Below are 15,408 nucleotides of genomic sequence, written 5' to 3' on the forward strand. Positions count from 1 at the left end.
GGGTTAAATAAGGTACTAAAGTCTTCGCCAACGGCGACCATCACGATTAATCAAGTGTTCAGCTTCGTCAGGTTCCCAGGTTCCTGCTTCGTATTGAGGAACCAGACTGGGATCAGTGGGAGCTTCCCAAGCGCTGAGAGCAGGAGTGACCACTCGCCAAGCGGCTTCCACTTCATCCGAGCGGGTAAACAGTGTTTGGTCGCCCATCATGCAGTCGAGCAGTAAGCGATCGTACGCTTCGCCCCCGGTCACGCCGAACGAGTTTCCGTAACTGAAGTCCATTTCTACCGATCGCGTTCTCAAATCGGCTCCCGGCATTTTAACTTCAAATCGCATTCCGATTCCTTCATTGGGCTGGAGTCGCATCACGAGCACATTCGCATTCGCTTGTTTTGCCGCAGACTGAAAAATCAGATACGGAACATCGCGGAATTGAATCGCAATCTCACTGACTTTCTTGGGTAGACGCTTTCCCGTCCGTAAATAGAATGGAACACCTTGCCATCGCCAATTGTCCACCAGGAACTTCATCGCGACATAAGTGGGAGTGGTCGAGTTCGGGTCTACACCCGGTTCTTCTCGATAGCCGGGAACTTGTTTTCCTTTCATCCAGCCTGCTTTGTACTGTCCCCGAACGGCGGAATTTTCCATGCGGTTCACATCTGCGAGTCGAGTCGCTTGAATGATCTTCACTTTCTCAGTCCGAATACTATCGGCATCGAGTGAATTAGGCGGCTCCATTGCAGTTAAACAAAACAGTTGCATCAAATGGTTTTGCACCATGTCGCGCAATGCTCCGGAAGTTTCATAGTATCCAGCACGATCTTCAACCCCGACTGTTTCTGCAACCGTAATTTGAACGTGATCAATAAATTGACGATTCCACAGGGGTTCAAAGATAGCGTTACCAAACCGGAACACTAATAAGTTCTGAACTGTTTCTTTTCCAAGATAGTGATCAATCCGGTAAACTTGATGCTCTTTACAAACCTTGTTCACGACGCGGTTGAGATTCTGAGCGGAACTGAGATCGCGCCCGAAAGGTTTCTCAATCACCAGCCGCGTTTTTTGATCGTCTTTGAGCATTCCCGCGTTGCCGAGTTGTTGAATCGCTTCAGGGAAGAACTTCGGTGCAACTGAGAGATAAAAAACGCGATTGCCTCTCGTGCCACGTTTTTTGTCAATTTCTTCTAAGCGTTCTTTGAGCTTCTGATAGCTTTCAGGATTATCAATGTCGCCCGGACAATAGAACAATCCTTGTGCAAAATCTTGCCACAACGCATCAGAGCCGACTCCATCGGAGAATTCTTCGACTCCTTCGCGCATTTGGTCGCGGAAATAGTCATCGCTCCATTCGCGACGGGCGACTCCAACGATCGTTAATTCGGGCGGCAATCGGCGTTCGCGCTTCAGGTGATAGAGCGCGGGAACAAGCTTCCGTTTGGTCAAGTCACCCGATGCGCCGAAGAACACAATGATGTTCGGTTCAGGCATCCGTTGTTGTTGCAGTCCAACGCGGAGCGGATTTTGTAAGAGAGTAACCATAAGGGATGTGATGAAGGATAAGAAATTTAAAGCGGAGATTAGAGTGTGGTTTGAGGTGTTCCGACTACGTTGCTCACCCCCCCCGGAATAGAATTCGGAGCTGACGGTGCGAAGTCCGTTGAAACGGGCTGAAGACGCTGATCTTGGCTTTTAGCCCCCTTCAGTGGACTTCGTTCTGTTAGCCCCGAATTTCATTCCGGGGCGGGAGGGAAACGAAGCGAGAGGTTCTAAAACACACCGTAGAGCTTGTCTAATCTCCGCAGCGTTTTCTAGACTTTCGCTAGTCGATCGACCTTTTCTTGCAGCGAACTCATCAGCGAATTGAACGGCTGAATGAATTTATCGATGCCTTCTTCGAGCAGTTCGGTCATGACTTGCGCCAAGTTGATATCAACATCGGGATCGTTGAGGCTTTCGATCAAGGTGTAAGCTTCTTCGACTCCGGTATCAATCCGAGGTGCCACATCACAGTGATCCGCACAAGCTTCGATTGTATTCGGTGGCAAGGTATTCACGGTGTCTGCACCGATCAACTCATCGACATACATCACATCGCTGTAGTCAGGATTCTTGGTGCTGGTACTTGCCCAGAGTAGACGCTGAACGTTTGCACCTTTTTCCTTCAGCGCTAACCAGCGGGGATCAGCAATGATCTTCTTGTACTCTTGGTAAGCGATTTTTGCGTTGGCGATCGCAACTTTACCCTTAACTGCAACGAGCTTCGCTTCTTCTGGCGAACTGTCCACACCCTTGGTCAGTTTCGCGTCGATCATTTCATCGATCTTGATGTCGATCCGGCTGAGAAAGAAGCTGGCAACAGAAGCAATTTTGCTGATATCTTCGCCTTTTTCCGCTCGTTTTTCGAGTCCGCGAATGTATGCCCAAGCAGTATTTACATAGCTTTGAACTGAGAAAAGCAGCGTCACGTTAACATTAATCCCGTCTGCGATCACTGTTTCCACCGCAGGCAGTCCCGCTGAAGTTCCCGGAATCTTGATCATTACATTCGGACGACCGATCTCTTTGTAGTAGCGTCGAGCTTCGGAGATTGTTTTTTCTGTATCGTTTGCAATGTTCGGTGGAACTTCGATACTTACATAGCCATCCAATCCGCCAGATTCTTCATAGATTCCCGCGAAGATATCACACGCATTGCGAATGTCTTCAAAAATCAGCGATTCGTAGATGTCGAGAAGTGGTTTACCTGCTCGAATCCCGGCTTCGATATCTTCGTCGTAAATTTTGTTTCCGTTAATTGCTTTTTCAAAGATTGCCGGGTTGGAAGTGATGCCGCGTAGACCTCGATCGTCGATCATGCGCTTGAGTTCGCCGGACACGATCAAGTCACGGGTTAAGTTATCCATCCAGATACTTTGCCCGTAGTCTTTGATTTCGAGTAAATGGTTCGTCATTGTGGTCTGCTCCTGTGTTATCGACTGCCTAAAACGGTCTTTTCTCGAATGCGCTCTTGCACGAATGATTCGACGAGTGCGACATCATCCTTACTACCAATAATCAAGGGAACTCTGGCATGAAGCTTATCCGGCACAAAATCAAGAATGTCTTCGGTTCCGGTGCTGGCACGTCCGCCCGCTTGCTCGATCAAAAAGGCGAGCGGTGCAGCTTCATACAATAATCTCAATTTGCCTTGAGGCTGTTTGCCTGTTCCTGGATAAAGGAACACACCTCCCTGGTACAAGATCCGGTGAAAATCGCCAATCAGCGCGCCACCGTACCGAGCGGTATACCCTTCATGCCGATGCACATATCGAATAAAGTCGCGGTACGATTCTTCCCACTGCCAGAAGTTGCCTTCATTCACGCTGTAGATCGGACCGTGATCGGGCACTCTGATATTTTCATCTGCAAGAATGAACTCGCCTAAGCTGGGATCAAGGACGAATGAGTGCACACCATTGCCGATCGAATAAACCAGCATCGTACTCGGACCATACAAGATATAGCCTGCTGCAATCTGCTTCCGTCCGCTCTGCAACAGATCCTTTGCCTTGCCATCCTCGTCATCGCCTTCTTGCTGTCGAATCGCGAAGATCGATCCCACATTGATATTGATGTCCACATTCGAGGAACCATCGATCGGGTCATACAGCAGCGTATAGCGACCCAGTGGACAGTTCTCAGGAATATAGTACGGCTCGTCCATTTCTTCCGAAGCCAAACGGCAGACAAGACCGCTCTGTTTAAACACAGAAATAAAGACTTCGTTGGCGTAGACATCCATCCGTTTGACGGATTCGCCTTGCACATTGGTTTCGCCTGTAAAGCCCAATACGCCATCCATCAAGCCTGCTCGACTGAGACGACGAGCGATCAGTTTTCCGGCGAGTGCAATTCGCGTCATGATAGCGCTGAGATCTTGCGCTTCGGCGGAAAAGCTATTTAACTGTTCGAGGACATGGCGAGAGAGCGTTGTACAGTCTCGATCGAGTGCCGAATCGCGATCGAGACTCAGCGGTTGAACATCGACCATTCAGGTTTCCTCCCTGAAACTCAGGGTTGTCACATTCACACTCTTGTAGGGTAATCAACCAAGCAGCGTGATACTTCTATCTTAAGAAGGCATTCCTGATTCGGGGGGTTCTTTAAGGTCAACTACAGAAAGTGTCGATCGACCGGTATTTGATGATACAAAGTAGTCAAAATTGGGCTTTGTCAATGAATAAATTCCGTAATTCTGTTGGGTGATTTATCAGAAAATCAGGTTCATACTTCAGTAAAATTTCTGCTGAATTTAAACCCCAAGTTGCCGCAATCGATCTCACTCCACTCTTTTTTGCGGCTTCGATATCACGAGTTTCATCGCCCACGTAATAAACCTGATTTGGATGCAATTTTTGCTGGCGTATGATTTTTTGAATTAATCGACTTTTGCCAAATAACGAATAGTTTGTAGAAATGACATCAAACACTGAAAGAAGCTTTTGAACTCTGAGAAATTCTTCAATATTCTTAACAGAATTCGTAGAAACAATGCCGAGAATATAGCCTTGCTGTTTCAGTTCTAGTAAAGTTTCCTGCATTTGTGGAAACAGCTTGAGATGTGGAATCTCTTGCTTGAGTTCGTACGTGAAGCGACGAATCAGAAAGGGCAATTGCCAGACGGGAATCTGCGATCGCTTCAGTGCTCCGCGTGATCCTAAATTTTTTAACTCTTCTAATGTTTCTTCATCAAACGGTGGAAACCCAAATTCTTTTGCTAAACGGTTTGTGATCAGAATTCCAGCATCGACGCTATTGACGATCGTGCCATCGAAATCGAACAAGATAACTTTCACAGGTGAGGTTCAGAAAACGTAAACATTTGATTAATCAGTATTTACAGTCTAATCAATTTTGTTATCACTCTGAGATGACCTTCTCAGAATCTTCTAGCGTAGAGGAATAGAGATCTTAGCGCTACGTTCTTTCTTTATTTCAATTCATTATCTGCGAGGAAGTTTAGTATGTCGCAACATCACGCCGCAGCATTCTTTAAAGCTGTTCAACAAGATTACATTCTTCAAAATCGGTTACAAGCGACCAGCGATCCAGAAGCGTTAGTCAAAATTGCGAATGAACGGGGCTACAGTGTGACGGAAACGGAGATTGAAGAATGGCTCGATCAATTACCTGAATCAGAGTTGGCTGCCTTGTTTAATCCTGGAATCGGTGGACGGCAACGGCTGATTCCTCGGTAATTTGTGTCAATTTCTAAAATAATTTTACGTTTACCTAACGACATAGAGACGCGATTAATCGCGTCTCTACCTAAATGACTGGTGGAGCTAGGAATCTGAATCGCGGTCTTCCTCTAATTTCAATCGAATCGTGTGTGAGAAATTCTCACCTTTAGGATCACCAAAGTAAAACTTGATCGAATCACTCGACAACCGTTCCAATGACTTCAACATCGATCGCAGATGTGGAGTACTCGCGCCCGTATCTTCGTAAAGCTGGTCAGATAAAGAATTGACCCGTTTCCAAGTGGTGTAGAGTTTCGCGATCGCATGTTCTAATTGTGCGGCTTGATTTACCAGTTCCGCCGCAGAATTGAGACAGCCTAGTCGCATCGCTTCATCGAGGGCATTTTCAATGTCGATCGATTCATCATTCAACGCTTGCACTTGGGGAGCCGCTTCGAGATAGCGAGACAGAGATCGCGCTTCTCCGGTCGCTTGTTTGAGCGTGTCTAAATCGGGATGTTCCGCGATCGCTTGTCGAATCGAGGCTTGATGAAATTCTGGCAGTTTCTGTAACTGTTTCACCAAGGGCGCAACATAGCGAGTGGGAATCGTTTGATCAACGACTTTTTCCCGCAGTTCTTCAGGCAGCAGATCCGAACTCATCGCTGTCCAATCGTCTGCAAGTTGCTGTACTTCTCGACGAGTCACACGATCGCCGCGTTTTACTGCGTCCATTACAAGCTGTTGAACTTCCGGTTCAGACTGCGCGGTTTCGACAAAAGCCTGTTTGCTCAATTGATTGACATCTTCGGGTTCGATTTGTCCACCTGCGAGTAGAATATCCGCACTGTTCGCGAGTTCGATCAACTTATAAGCTTGTGTTTTACTGATTTCGCGATCGCGCAACCAGTTCAAAAATCCGTTACCGCCCTGTTTTTTCTCCCGCTCCCGAACAGTTCTAAGAATGCGCCCCCGCCAAATATCCGTCTGTAAATCGAAGCGATCGCACACTTGCCACGCTCGATCAATTTGTTGCTGAAAAGCAAGCTCCTCAATGCGATCGTCATTCGGATCAGGCAGATCAAACTTGAACTCAGAGGGTTCTAGCGCTTCGAGGGTGAGGGTCTTTGCAGGTGCCATTGGGGGAGAAGAAAAAACAGTCGCATCATTATTGCACCTTTGTTGCCTTATACCGCGATCGCATTCCAAATCAGGCGAATCAGAAAAACCGTCAGTGTTCCGATCGCAATCACCACCGAAAGAAAGACCAAAATCAACAACGCCACGAATAGATAATCGGCTTTTCCTTGTTGTCCAGGTTTCGCTAAATGTGCTTCGATTAACGCCAGATTTTTACTGTTTGCTTTCCAAGCTAAATCGACAAAATCGCCTGCCATCGGAACAATTCCGAGCATCGCATCAAGAATCAAATTCCACAGCATTCGGAGCAATGAAGAGCGGGGCAATCCGAGTCGTGCTGCTTCAATCAGAATGTACGAGGACACAAATGACATCGCTATATCGCCGCCACCCGGTAGTAGTCCAATGATGGGATCAATTCCAATGCGAAATTTCGTGCCTGGAATGGGCAAGGCATTGTCGAGTAGATGTGTCAGCGATCGTAATCGTGCGATCGTACTTTCTCGGTGAGTTTGCATAATGTTCCAATCGTTCTTCTAAAATCTTAATCTTTCTGCATTCGATTCTGAGTCTGTCATCGGATCGAATCGCCTAAGATCAAGATTCGATCTGGAAATAAAAGCCGTGGAATTAGTTGTTATTGGTGGTGGAGCAGCAGGATTTTTTGGAGCGATTTGCGCTGCGAGATCGGGGGTCGATGTGACGTTGCTCGAAGCAGGTCAGCAATGTTTATCAAAGGTGCTGATTTCGGGTGGTGGTCGCTGCAATGTGACTCATGCGTGTTTTGAGCCGTCTTTGCTCGTCCAGAACTATCCCAGAGGCGGAAAAGCTCTAAGAGGTGCATTTTCTCAATTCCAGGCAAAACATACGATCGAATGGTTTACCGATCGCAATGTCAAACTGAAAACCGAAGCCGATGGACGAATTTTTCCAATCACTGATGATTCGAGAACGATCGCAGATTGTTTATTCGATCAAGCTGCTGATTTAGGAGTGAAGATCTACACACAAGCTCCAGTAAAAACAGTTTCTAAAGTTGGGGAAAAGTTCTCGATCGAGCTTCGATCCGGTCAAGTTCTCACCGCCGATCAAATTCTGATCGCAACCGGAAGCAATCCGAACGGCTATCAGTTTGCGAAATCATTAGGGCATTCAATCATCAATCCAGTTCCATCTCTGTTTACATTCAATGTAAAAGACGATCGCTTAACAGATCTCGCTGGTGTTTCCGTTGATCCGGTTCGTCTCAAATTGCAAGCGGGTAATGCAAAATTCGAGCAAACTGGAGCATTGTTAATTACCCATTGGGGCTTAAGTGCGCCTGCGGTTCTAAAACTTTCTGCTTGGGCAGCAAGAGAACTGCATGATCACAAGTATCAAGCACAACTCACAATCAATTGGTTGCCAAAGCAGAATCCAGAACAATTGCGGCAAGAATTGACCGCAGTGAGAAACCAGATTCCACAGAAAACGATCGTGGCAAATTGTCCCGTTATGCTACCGCGTCGATTGTGGGAAAGACTGGTTGAAACGTTGGGAATCGATCGCGATCGTAGATGGGCAGAACTATCAAATAAAACTTTGAATCAATTAATTCAAGAACTCACCCAAGGCAGCTATAAAATTTCAGGCAAAGGCGCATTCAAAGAGGAATTTGTAACTTGCGGTGGAGTGAACCTCAAAGAGATTAACTTTAAAACAATGGAAAGCCGTTGCTGTCCAGGTCTTTATTTCGCGGGTGAAATATTAGATATTGATGGTATTACAGGCGGATTTAATTTTCAGAGCGCTTGGACGACGGGCTGGATTGCTGGAAACGCGGTAGCTTCGCTACACGGAACGTGCCCACCAACTCGTCAAAGTTAAGTGTCTAGACGGTGCATCGACTCAGGGTAGGGTATGTTTCAAAATCTTTTCGCTCTCGTTGCTCACCCGCCCCGGAATGGAATTCGGGGCTAGTCAAACGAAGTCCACTGAAGGGGACTAAAAGCTAAATTGCGTCTCTTCAGTCCGTTTTAACGGACTTCGCATCGTTAGCCCCGAATTCTATTCCGGGGCGGGAACTAAACGAAGCGGAGAATTTCAAAACACATCCTAAGTTTCTCTTCAAGGCAACTGTTCGCTACAACGTTGGGGATGTCATGTTTAAACTTATTTCTGGTTTGGTTGCGGGTACGATCGTGCTTGCACCTCTATTGCCTGCTCGTGCAGATTACGGTTATCGATCGACTGGATTTGGAATCACGGTTGGAACTCCTAGAATTGGAATTAGGGTCGGAACTCCCTACAGTGGCAGATACCGCCCATTTCGGAATGAGGTGATTTTGCGTCGAAGCTTCTACGATCCCTACAAACCGATCTATCCCAATTCCTACTATCCAGGTCGCGTCTATTCTCCTGGCTTTGGCTCTCCAGTGATTGTCGCACCCAGAGCGCGAACTGTGATCATCGATCGAGGAAATAACAACGACTACCGAAGCTCTTACTGTGGCAGTGTGATTTATGGTAGCCCGATCGCATCTCCGATTCCGGTTGATCCGTTTACTGGATTAGCTTGTCGTTAATTTCCTGTTGTAAGCGCGATCGCAGTTCTTCGGCTCGCTCATAAAACTGCGATCGCGTTAATTTCTCTTGTGATGGAACTTGCAGCGGTTGAAAATAATAGTTCAATCGTGTTCTCACTGCCCAAACTCCCAATGACGGAAACAATACAAATAGGAATAGCAACGGTGATACAGGCAGCAATGGCATTTTCAACCATCGCGCCAATCGTTTAGAGTTCACTGTCCAAGGATGCAGCCATTCATTTCCGATACAAATCGCGGGCGAAACCGGAACCTGATACCTCGTACTCAATCGCATGAAACTCGGATCAAAGCGCTCTAACTGATAGCGATATCGCCAGCCTTTAGCAAGTCCTCTCCAACTTTCAGGAGCATAAAGCAAAACTGTTTTTTGCGCGATCGCTTCCTCAAAACTATCTTTCTCAGCCCGAACTCCTCCCAAGACTCGCGCCCATCCACGTGGCAACCACCAAACTAACCAAGGATGATCAAAGAAAATCGGATGCGCGACGGGTTGAACAAACCATCCCGTTTTCTGACCTAGCAACACGCCGAGACATACAAAATCCCAAGGAAAGCACATTCCCGCATGATTGAGAGTCACGATCGCGGGAGGCTGATCTGGTAAATGCTCGATTTGATGAAGTTCCGCTCGAAAATAGCGCGTCACGATCGGAAATAAAATCTCTTCTCGAAACGCTTTCTGATAAATGGGATCAGGTTCGATCGATTGGGATTTCGGCGATCGAAATCCCAATCGTGCCCACCGAATCAACAACGCAAGATAAAACCCGCCAGGAATCAAAAACAGCGCATATTCCAGCCAATTCCAGCCATCCGGATCAGCATGGTAATGTTGCCAATGTCGATTGAACAGAATCAACCATCCAGGCGGATACCAGAAGCAGAACCAATCGAACCAGGAAAACCGGAAAGGCATGGCGCGAGAGCAAAAGGGTCTAGACCATTTTATCGATCGTCTCTCTCGTGATCTTCATTCATCAGAAGCATTGTGTCGATATAGCTTAGAAATACGATCGTACATCCCGAATTTTCTACAACTCCTAAACTTTGCTTGACGCGACCAAATAAATCCACTACTGTTTTGAACTAAGTCATCGTGCGCTATACGATCGCTTGCCCAAACGACTAAGCCGAATATCGCGCCGCCCAAAGAAGCTACCAACGACTTTGAGCGACTAACCCCCAACGCTGATACGACCAGCATCGGAGGCTTGAGGAATGTTAACATTCTTTAGCCGCCCTGCTTCATGCTGCAAACGGGGCGGCTTAGTTTTTGTGGCTCTTTTTCCACTTTAGAAAAAGGCTCAAATTCACATGAATATCCCGCTCCAGTCCGTTCTAAACAGCTTTGAACCAGCGACAAACGACGATCGAGAACGCTTACGCTTCATTCTCATGGGTTCCGGCGAATGGATCACCCAAACCATCCGACAACTGCACAGTTTAGGTTTTGCGGATGTTGGCGATTGGAGTCCCTTGACTCCAACTCCACAGGGTGAATTGATGAGTATTCTGACTCGACATCGCGCCCGTTAGCAGCTTGTAGTCGATCGACGTTTGCTGAATAGTCGATCGATTTTTTCTAATCCCAAACACTATGACCCAACCCAATACCGACTACGACAACCCCTGGAAATCCATTATCGAACTGTATTTCCAGGACTTTCTTCAATTCTTCTTTCCTTGGATCGCACCTGAAATTAATTGGTCTCGTGAGGTCAAGTTTCTTGACAAGGAACTTCAAAAGATTGTCCGCGATGCCGAAATCGAGAAACGCTATGCAGATAAACTAGTCGAAGTCTACAAACTCAACGGCGAATCCGCGCTTGTTCTCTGTCACATCGAAGTGCAAAGCCAGTATGAAAGCGTTTTCCCAAATCGAATGTATAGCTATAACTATCGATTGCGCGATCGTTACAACTGTTCAGTTGTTAGCCTTGCAATTCTCGGTGATGAAAGTGAAACTTGGCGACCGACCCATTTTCGAGAGGCGCTCTGGGGTTGTTCTGTCAATTTCGAGTTCCCGATCGTCAAACTGCTAGATTATGCTGATCAATGGGATGAGCTAGAAACAAGCCGAAATCCGTTTGCCATTGTCGTCATGGCACATCTCAAAACGAAGGAAACTCATAACAATCCTACAGAGCGCAAAGATTGGAAGTTTCATTTGACCACTATGTTGTATGACCGAGGTTACAACGAGCAAGATATATTAGAGCTACACAACTTCCTCGATTGGATGATGAACTTGCCAGAGGAGTTGGAGCGACAGTTTCGCATTGATTTGGAGCAATTTGAAGAGGCAAGAAAGATGAAATATGTATCTTCAGGCGAACGCATGGCAGAAGCCAGAGGCAAGGAACTTGGAGCCAGAGATAAACAAGTTGAGATTGCGCTCAATATGCTTCGCGATAACATCCCGCTAGAAACGATCGCCCGTTTTACTGAGTTATCGATCGAAGAACTCCAACAGCTCCAAACCAATTCAGAGCAATCCTAATTTCGGCAATACGATCGCTAACCCACTTCGACCGTTCCTGGTTCTGGCAGTCCTAAGACCTGATGATATAAGCGATCGTACTCCACGGTCGATTTCTTCCAGCTAAAATTCTGCTGCATGCCTCGCTGTTGTAGCTCCTTCCACAACCCCGTAAATCGATACGCTTCATTCGCCCGCACCATCGAGGTAAATAGATCTAATGGCTCATAGCGATCGAAGCAGTACCCCGTTCCCGTCTGATTGTCTGGATCATTGTGCGTCACCGTATCGACTAATCCCCCAGTCCGCCGTACGATCGGCACACACCCATACCGCATTGCTAACATTTGGCTAATTCCACAAGGCTCAAATCGAGACGGCATCAAGAACGCATCCGATCCTGCATAAATTCGACGCGCTAAAGCATCGTTGTACAGTAAATAGACCGACATTCGCCCACCGTAGCGCGATGAGAGTTGCCACATCTGAGTTTCGTAATAGCGATCGCCCGTTCCCAACAAAATAAATTGAGCATCCGTATAGGCAAGATAGCGATCGAGAATCTGAATCACTAGATCTAACCCTTTCTGCTCGACTAATCGCGACACCATTCCGACCAAGAACGCTTTGGAATTGACTTCTAGACCCACTTCTTCTTGAAGGGCGATTTTATTGGCTCGTCGATCGTCGATCGTTTCAATTGAAAACGGTTTCGTCAACGCTTTATCCGTTTCTGGATCATAAGAATCCGTATCGATTCCATTCACGATTCCAGACACTTTCCCGCCGATAAACGACAGCAATCCCTCTAGCGTTTCGCCATACGTTGGCGTTTTGATTTGTTCTGCATAGGTCGGCGAAACCGTCGTCACCCAGTCTGCAAACTGCACCGCCGCCGCCATCGTGTTATGTCCCTGCATATACCAAGGGCACCACGTCATCTGTTCCAACTTCCAGCGCCAAGGACCCTGATACGCCAAATTGTGAATCGTAAAAATCGTAGAAATATCCGGGTCTTGGTGCATCCACACCGGAATCATTCCCGTATGCCAATCATGACAGTGAATAATATTTGGCTTCCAATAGTTCCAGGCAAACTCCGCCGCCCCATTTGCAAAAAATGTAAACCGCCAATCTTCATCTTCTCCGCCATAAATCCGACGCGGATCAAATGCCGGATGTCCAAACAAATACAGCGGCACATCCGTCCCTGGCAACACCGTTTCATATACAGCAAAGGCATTGAACATGGCAGATCCTTGCCAAACAGGTTCCGCCGGAATCTTAATCTTGTCATTGAGAAAGCCAAAGTACGGTAGGAAAATCCGGACATCATGCCCCATCGCTCTTAACACAGCGGGCAATGCTCCGACCACATCACCCAATCCACCCACTTTCGCGATCGGTGCTGCTTCCGCTGCCACAAACAAAATCCGCATCTGGCTTTCCTCTTTGGTTTCGCACTGTCATCATACCGAAATGACCCTCCCCATTTCCGGGTATGTCAAAATCAAAGAAATGCTGAGGTTCGTCTGATGATTATTCAAGTTTCGACTCCTCCCTTGGAAAGCGGCGATCGACTGTCCCGCACTGAGTTCGAGCGTCGTTATGCTCAAGCCCCTCATTTGAAAGCTGAATTAATTGAAGGAGTCGTATACGTGGCATCACCTGTTCGAGTTAGACAACACGGCAGACCTCATGCACAACTCATGACCTGGTTGGGAACTTACGCTGCCGCAACTCCAGGCGTTGATATTGCCGATAACTCTACCGTTCGGCTTGATCTCGACAACGAGCCACAACCTGATGCTTTATTGCGAATTGAACCAGAAGTCGGTGGCGGCTCTCGAATTACTGAAGATGACTATATCGAAGGTGCGCCAGAACTGGTCGTCGAAATTGCTGCCAGTAGTGCATCGGTTGATCTCAATGCCAAGCTGAACGCTTATCGTCGAAATGGCGTAAAGGAATATTTGGTTTGGCAAATTTATGAAAATCAAATTCGCTGGTTTCACTTACAAGACAGCGAGTATGTGCCGTTGGAACTTGAAGCGGGTGTGATCAAAAGTCGGGTGTTTCCGGGATTGTGGTTAGAGATCGGCTCACTCCAACAAGGCGATATCGCGATCGTGTTATCAATGCTCCAAACTGGTTTGAGCAGTCCGGAGCATCAGGAATTTGTCGATCGACTTAAGCAGATTTAGTCGGATTCATCGCGTGTAAGCCACATTCTTTTTTCGTGGCATCTTCCCACCACCAGCGTCCTTCTCGTTCGTGCTGATTGGGCAAAACTGCTCTGGTGCAAGGCTCACATCCAATACTGATAAAGCCTTTTTCGTGCAGCGGATTGTACGGCACTTCAAACCCGCGAATATACAGCCACACATCCGCAGAAGACCAGTTCGCCAAGGGATTGAACTTGATCAATTGTCGATCGTCAGATGAGAAAGCCGTATCTACTTGCGCGACCGGAACCGTTGCACGAGTCGAAGGATTCTGATCTTTACGCTGTCCAGTAATCCAAGCATCTAATGTTCCAAGCTTGCGGCGTAATGGTTCTACTTTCCGAATTCCACAGCATTCGTTGTGTCCGTCTTCGTAAAAGCTGAACAATCCCTTTTCGCTGACGAGCTTCTGAACTTTCTCAGTGTCGGGGAAAAGAATGTCGATCGACAAACCGTAGTGCTTTCTAACTTGCTCAATAAACTGATAAGTCTCAGCGTGGAGTCTACCCGTATCGAGGCTAAATACCTGAACTTTTTTGCCCAAGCGATGTGCCATATCGATCAGCACAACATCTTCTGCACCGCTGAACGAGATAGCAATATTGTCAAATTGATCCAACGCCCGCGCCAGAATTTTCTGGGGGCTTTGGGTTGAGAGTTCCGCGTCTAAACTCGCAATGTCTAGATCGGATTGCGCGATCGTTTGCGCCATGATTGTGTTCTCCGGCGTTCCCTAGTAATGCGTTTTCTATTATCGATCTTTATGTACGCGATCGTTTTAGCTGCGGTTAATCGTGGCGAAAATCTCGTCGAGAATTTCCTGCGCCCCTTGTTTTTTTGCTCGACGCGCGAGTTCAGTTCCGAGCTTTTCAGCATCGGTTGCCAGTCCTGAAACGCTATCTTTCACGAGTCGCTGACCGTCCAAACTTGCAACGATTCCCGTCAGCGTTAAGGTATCGCCTTCGATCGTTGTATTCACTCCGATCGGCACCTGACACCCGCCTTCTAATTCCCGCAGAAATGCTCGTTCTGCATAACAGCGATAAGCGGTTGGCTGATGTTGTAACACTTTGAGAATTTCAAGAATCTCGGTATCTCCTTCACGGCATTCGATTCCGAGTGCACCTTGACCGACTGCATGAAGGGAAATTTCAGCGGGAATGGATTGATGAATACGATCGCTTAAATCCAATCGATTCAATCCCGCCGCCGCTAAAATCAGCGCATCATACTCACCGTCATCTAGCTTCTTCAATCGCGTGATCACATTGCCCCGCACATCTTTGAAGCTCAGATGCGGGTAATGATGCCGCAACTGAGCCAACCGACGCAACGACGACGTTCCAATCACCGATCCTTCTGGTAATGAAGCGAGGTCTTTATCTTTGTGCTTTTCATGCACGACCAGCGCATCTGCGGGATCTTCGCGCTCCGTGACGCAACCGAGCATCAAACCATCCGGAAGCCGAGTCGGTAAATCTTTGAGGGAATGCACCGCAAAATCTGTCGTGCGATTGAGCATTCCATCTTCGAGTTCTTTAGTAAATAAGCCTTTATCGCCAATTTTTGCCAATGCGACATTGAGCACTTTATCGCCTTGAGTCTCCATTGTGTGGACTTCAAACGTGCGATCGGGAAATGCTTTCTGTAACTGCTCCTGCACCCAATAAGTCTGCACTAATGCAAGCTGACTTTTACGCGAAGCAATACGGATGGTACGGGTTGGGCTAGAAACAGTTGAAGACATA

The 15,408-nt window shown here is 47.2% G+C and carries 17 protein-coding genes; 6 read left to right on the forward strand and 11 right to left on the reverse strand.

The genetic code is table 11. The features are described from left to right. Positions 1-15: 15 nt before the first annotated feature. The 4 genes from zwf to NIES2104_RS06445 form a co-directional block, all read right to left on the reverse strand. The gene (gene zwf, locus NIES2104_RS06430) at positions 16-1,545 is read right to left on the reverse strand and encodes a glucose-6-phosphate dehydrogenase (protein WP_058996845.1); all 1,530 of its coding nucleotides are present in this window, start codon (positions 1,543-1,545) and stop codon (positions 16-18) included. Positions 1,546-1,814: 269 nt separating this feature from the next. Further along, positions 1,815-2,957, reverse strand: a complete 1,143-nt coding sequence (tal, locus tag NIES2104_RS06435) for a transaldolase (RefSeq protein WP_058996848.1) — start codon at positions 2,955-2,957, stop codon at positions 1,815-1,817. Positions 2,958-2,974: 17 nt separating this feature from the next. After that, the gene (fbp, locus tag NIES2104_RS06440) at positions 2,975-4,036 is read right to left on the reverse strand and encodes a class 1 fructose-bisphosphatase (protein WP_058996850.1); all 1,062 of its coding nucleotides are present in this window, start codon (positions 4,034-4,036) and stop codon (positions 2,975-2,977) included. Between the two features lie 166 nt (positions 4,037-4,202). Then, positions 4,203-4,841 (reverse strand): HAD-IA family hydrolase, encoded by a 639-nt coding sequence (locus NIES2104_RS06445; RefSeq protein WP_072218035.1) that lies wholly within the window; start codon positions 4,839-4,841, stop codon positions 4,203-4,205. 168 nt (positions 4,842-5,009) lie between these two features. Between NIES2104_RS06445 and NIES2104_RS06450 the strand changes: the two genes are divergently transcribed. After that, positions 5,010-5,243, forward strand: coding sequence for a Nif11-like leader peptide family natural product precursor (locus NIES2104_RS06450; RefSeq protein ID WP_058996852.1), 234 nt, complete (start codon positions 5,010-5,012; stop codon positions 5,241-5,243). An 87-nt stretch (positions 5,244-5,330) separates the two neighbouring features. Here the strand turns inward: NIES2104_RS06450 and NIES2104_RS06455 are convergent, their stop codons facing one another. Beyond that, positions 5,331-6,368 (reverse strand): hypothetical protein, encoded by a 1,038-nt coding sequence (locus tag NIES2104_RS06455; protein ID WP_058996853.1) that lies wholly within the window; start codon positions 6,366-6,368, stop codon positions 5,331-5,333. A 47-nt stretch (positions 6,369-6,415) separates the two neighbouring features. Then, positions 6,416-6,886, reverse strand: coding sequence for a DUF4112 domain-containing protein (locus NIES2104_RS06460; RefSeq protein WP_058996855.1), 471 nt, complete (start codon positions 6,884-6,886; stop codon positions 6,416-6,418). 106 nt (positions 6,887-6,992) lie between these two features. Here NIES2104_RS06460 and NIES2104_RS06465 point away from each other — a divergent pair, with 106 nt between their 5' ends. Next, positions 6,993-8,234, forward strand: coding sequence for an NAD(P)/FAD-dependent oxidoreductase (locus tag NIES2104_RS06465; RefSeq protein WP_082689940.1), 1,242 nt, complete (start codon positions 6,993-6,995; stop codon positions 8,232-8,234). Positions 8,235-8,509: 275 nt separating this feature from the next. After that, complete coding sequence (locus NIES2104_RS06470) at positions 8,510-8,932, forward strand: hypothetical protein (RefSeq protein ID WP_058996859.1); 423 nt, start codon at positions 8,510-8,512, stop codon at positions 8,930-8,932. Here NIES2104_RS06470 and NIES2104_RS06475 read toward each other — a convergent pair. Then, positions 8,910-9,872, reverse strand: coding sequence for a hypothetical protein (locus NIES2104_RS06475; RefSeq protein ID WP_058996861.1), 963 nt, complete (start codon positions 9,870-9,872; stop codon positions 8,910-8,912). The genes NIES2104_RS06470 and NIES2104_RS06475 overlap by 23 nt on opposite strands. A gap of 54 nt (positions 9,873-9,926) precedes the next feature. Next, the gene (locus NIES2104_RS31615; protein ID WP_156426881.1) at positions 9,927-10,184 is read right to left on the reverse strand and encodes a hypothetical protein; all 258 of its coding nucleotides are present in this window, start codon (positions 10,182-10,184) and stop codon (positions 9,927-9,929) included. A gap of 86 nt (positions 10,185-10,270) precedes the next feature. Here NIES2104_RS31615 and NIES2104_RS06480 point away from each other — a divergent pair, with 86 nt between their 5' ends. Together NIES2104_RS06480 and NIES2104_RS06485 are read left to right on the forward strand one after the other, a co-directional pair. Then, entirely contained in the window at positions 10,271-10,492 is a 222-nt protein-coding gene (locus tag NIES2104_RS06480) for a hypothetical protein (protein ID WP_058996864.1), read from the forward strand. Between the two features lie 61 nt (positions 10,493-10,553). Then, complete coding sequence (locus NIES2104_RS06485; protein WP_058996865.1) at positions 10,554-11,456, forward strand: hypothetical protein; 903 nt, start codon at positions 10,554-10,556, stop codon at positions 11,454-11,456. Between the two features lie 17 nt (positions 11,457-11,473). On the opposite strand, the gene glgA is transcribed toward NIES2104_RS06485, so the two are convergent. Further along, positions 11,474-12,874: a glycogen synthase GlgA gene (gene glgA, locus NIES2104_RS06490; protein ID WP_058996867.1), complete on the reverse strand. Its 1,401-nt coding sequence runs from the start codon at positions 12,872-12,874 to the stop codon at positions 11,474-11,476. Between the two features lie 96 nt (positions 12,875-12,970). Between glgA and NIES2104_RS06495 the strand changes: the two genes are divergently transcribed. Further along, positions 12,971-13,639 carry a Uma2 family endonuclease gene (locus NIES2104_RS06495; RefSeq protein ID WP_058996869.1) on the forward strand — a complete coding sequence of 223 codons (669 nt, stop codon included), beginning with the start codon at positions 12,971-12,973 and terminating at the stop codon, positions 13,637-13,639. Here NIES2104_RS06495 and NIES2104_RS06500 read toward each other — a convergent pair. Together NIES2104_RS06500 and hemC are read right to left on the reverse strand one after the other, a co-directional pair. Beyond that, positions 13,626-14,372, reverse strand: a complete 747-nt coding sequence (locus NIES2104_RS06500; protein WP_058996871.1) for a phosphoadenylyl-sulfate reductase — start codon at positions 14,370-14,372, stop codon at positions 13,626-13,628. The genes NIES2104_RS06495 and NIES2104_RS06500 overlap by 14 nt on opposite strands. A 66-nt stretch (positions 14,373-14,438) precedes the next feature. Further along, complete coding sequence (gene hemC, locus NIES2104_RS06505) at positions 14,439-15,407, reverse strand: hydroxymethylbilane synthase (protein ID WP_058996873.1); 969 nt, start codon at positions 15,405-15,407, stop codon at positions 14,439-14,441. Between the last annotated feature and the right edge of the window lies 1 nt (position 15,408).

The organism is Leptolyngbya sp. NIES-2104 (genome assembly GCF_001485215.1).
Lineage (GTDB): Bacteria > Cyanobacteriota > Cyanobacteriia > Leptolyngbyales > Leptolyngbyaceae > Leptolyngbya.

Excerpts from the sequence above, each read along its gene's own strand:
- zwf (WP_058996845.1), bottom strand. The coding sequence starts at position 1,545 with ATGGTTACTCTCTTACAAAATCCGCTCCGCGTTGGACTGCAACAACAA.
- tal (WP_058996848.1), bottom strand. The coding sequence starts at position 2,957 with ATGACGAACCATTTACTCGAAATCAAAGACTACGGGCAAAGTATCTGG.
- fbp (WP_058996850.1), bottom strand. The coding sequence starts at position 4,036 with ATGGTCGATGTTCAACCGCTGAGTCTCGATCGCGATTCGGCACTCGAT.
- NIES2104_RS06450 (WP_058996852.1), top strand. The coding sequence starts at position 5,010 with ATGTCGCAACATCACGCCGCAGCATTCTTTAAAGCTGTTCAACAAGAT.
- NIES2104_RS06455 (WP_058996853.1), bottom strand. The coding sequence starts at position 6,368 with ATGGCACCTGCAAAGACCCTCACCCTCGAAGCGCTAGAACCCTCTGAG.
- NIES2104_RS06460 (WP_058996855.1), bottom strand. The coding sequence starts at position 6,886 with ATGCAAACTCACCGAGAAAGTACGATCGCACGATTACGATCGCTGACA.
- NIES2104_RS06470 (WP_058996859.1), top strand. The coding sequence starts at position 8,510 with ATGTTTAAACTTATTTCTGGTTTGGTTGCGGGTACGATCGTGCTTGCA.
- NIES2104_RS06475 (WP_058996861.1), bottom strand. The coding sequence starts at position 9,872 with ATGCCTTTCCGGTTTTCCTGGTTCGATTGGTTCTGCTTCTGGTATCCG.
- NIES2104_RS31615 (WP_156426881.1), bottom strand. The coding sequence starts at position 10,184 with ATGTTAACATTCCTCAAGCCTCCGATGCTGGTCGTATCAGCGTTGGGG.
- NIES2104_RS06480 (WP_058996864.1), top strand. The coding sequence starts at position 10,271 with ATGAATATCCCGCTCCAGTCCGTTCTAAACAGCTTTGAACCAGCGACA.
- NIES2104_RS06485 (WP_058996865.1), top strand. The coding sequence starts at position 10,554 with ATGACCCAACCCAATACCGACTACGACAACCCCTGGAAATCCATTATC.
- glgA (WP_058996867.1), bottom strand. The coding sequence starts at position 12,874 with ATGCGGATTTTGTTTGTGGCAGCGGAAGCAGCACCGATCGCGAAAGTG.
- NIES2104_RS06495 (WP_058996869.1), top strand. The coding sequence starts at position 12,971 with ATGATTATTCAAGTTTCGACTCCTCCCTTGGAAAGCGGCGATCGACTG.
- NIES2104_RS06500 (WP_058996871.1), bottom strand. The coding sequence starts at position 14,372 with ATGGCGCAAACGATCGCGCAATCCGATCTAGACATTGCGAGTTTAGAC.
- hemC (WP_058996873.1), bottom strand. The coding sequence starts at position 15,407 with ATGTCTTCAACTGTTTCTAGCCCAACCCGTACCATCCGTATTGCTTCG.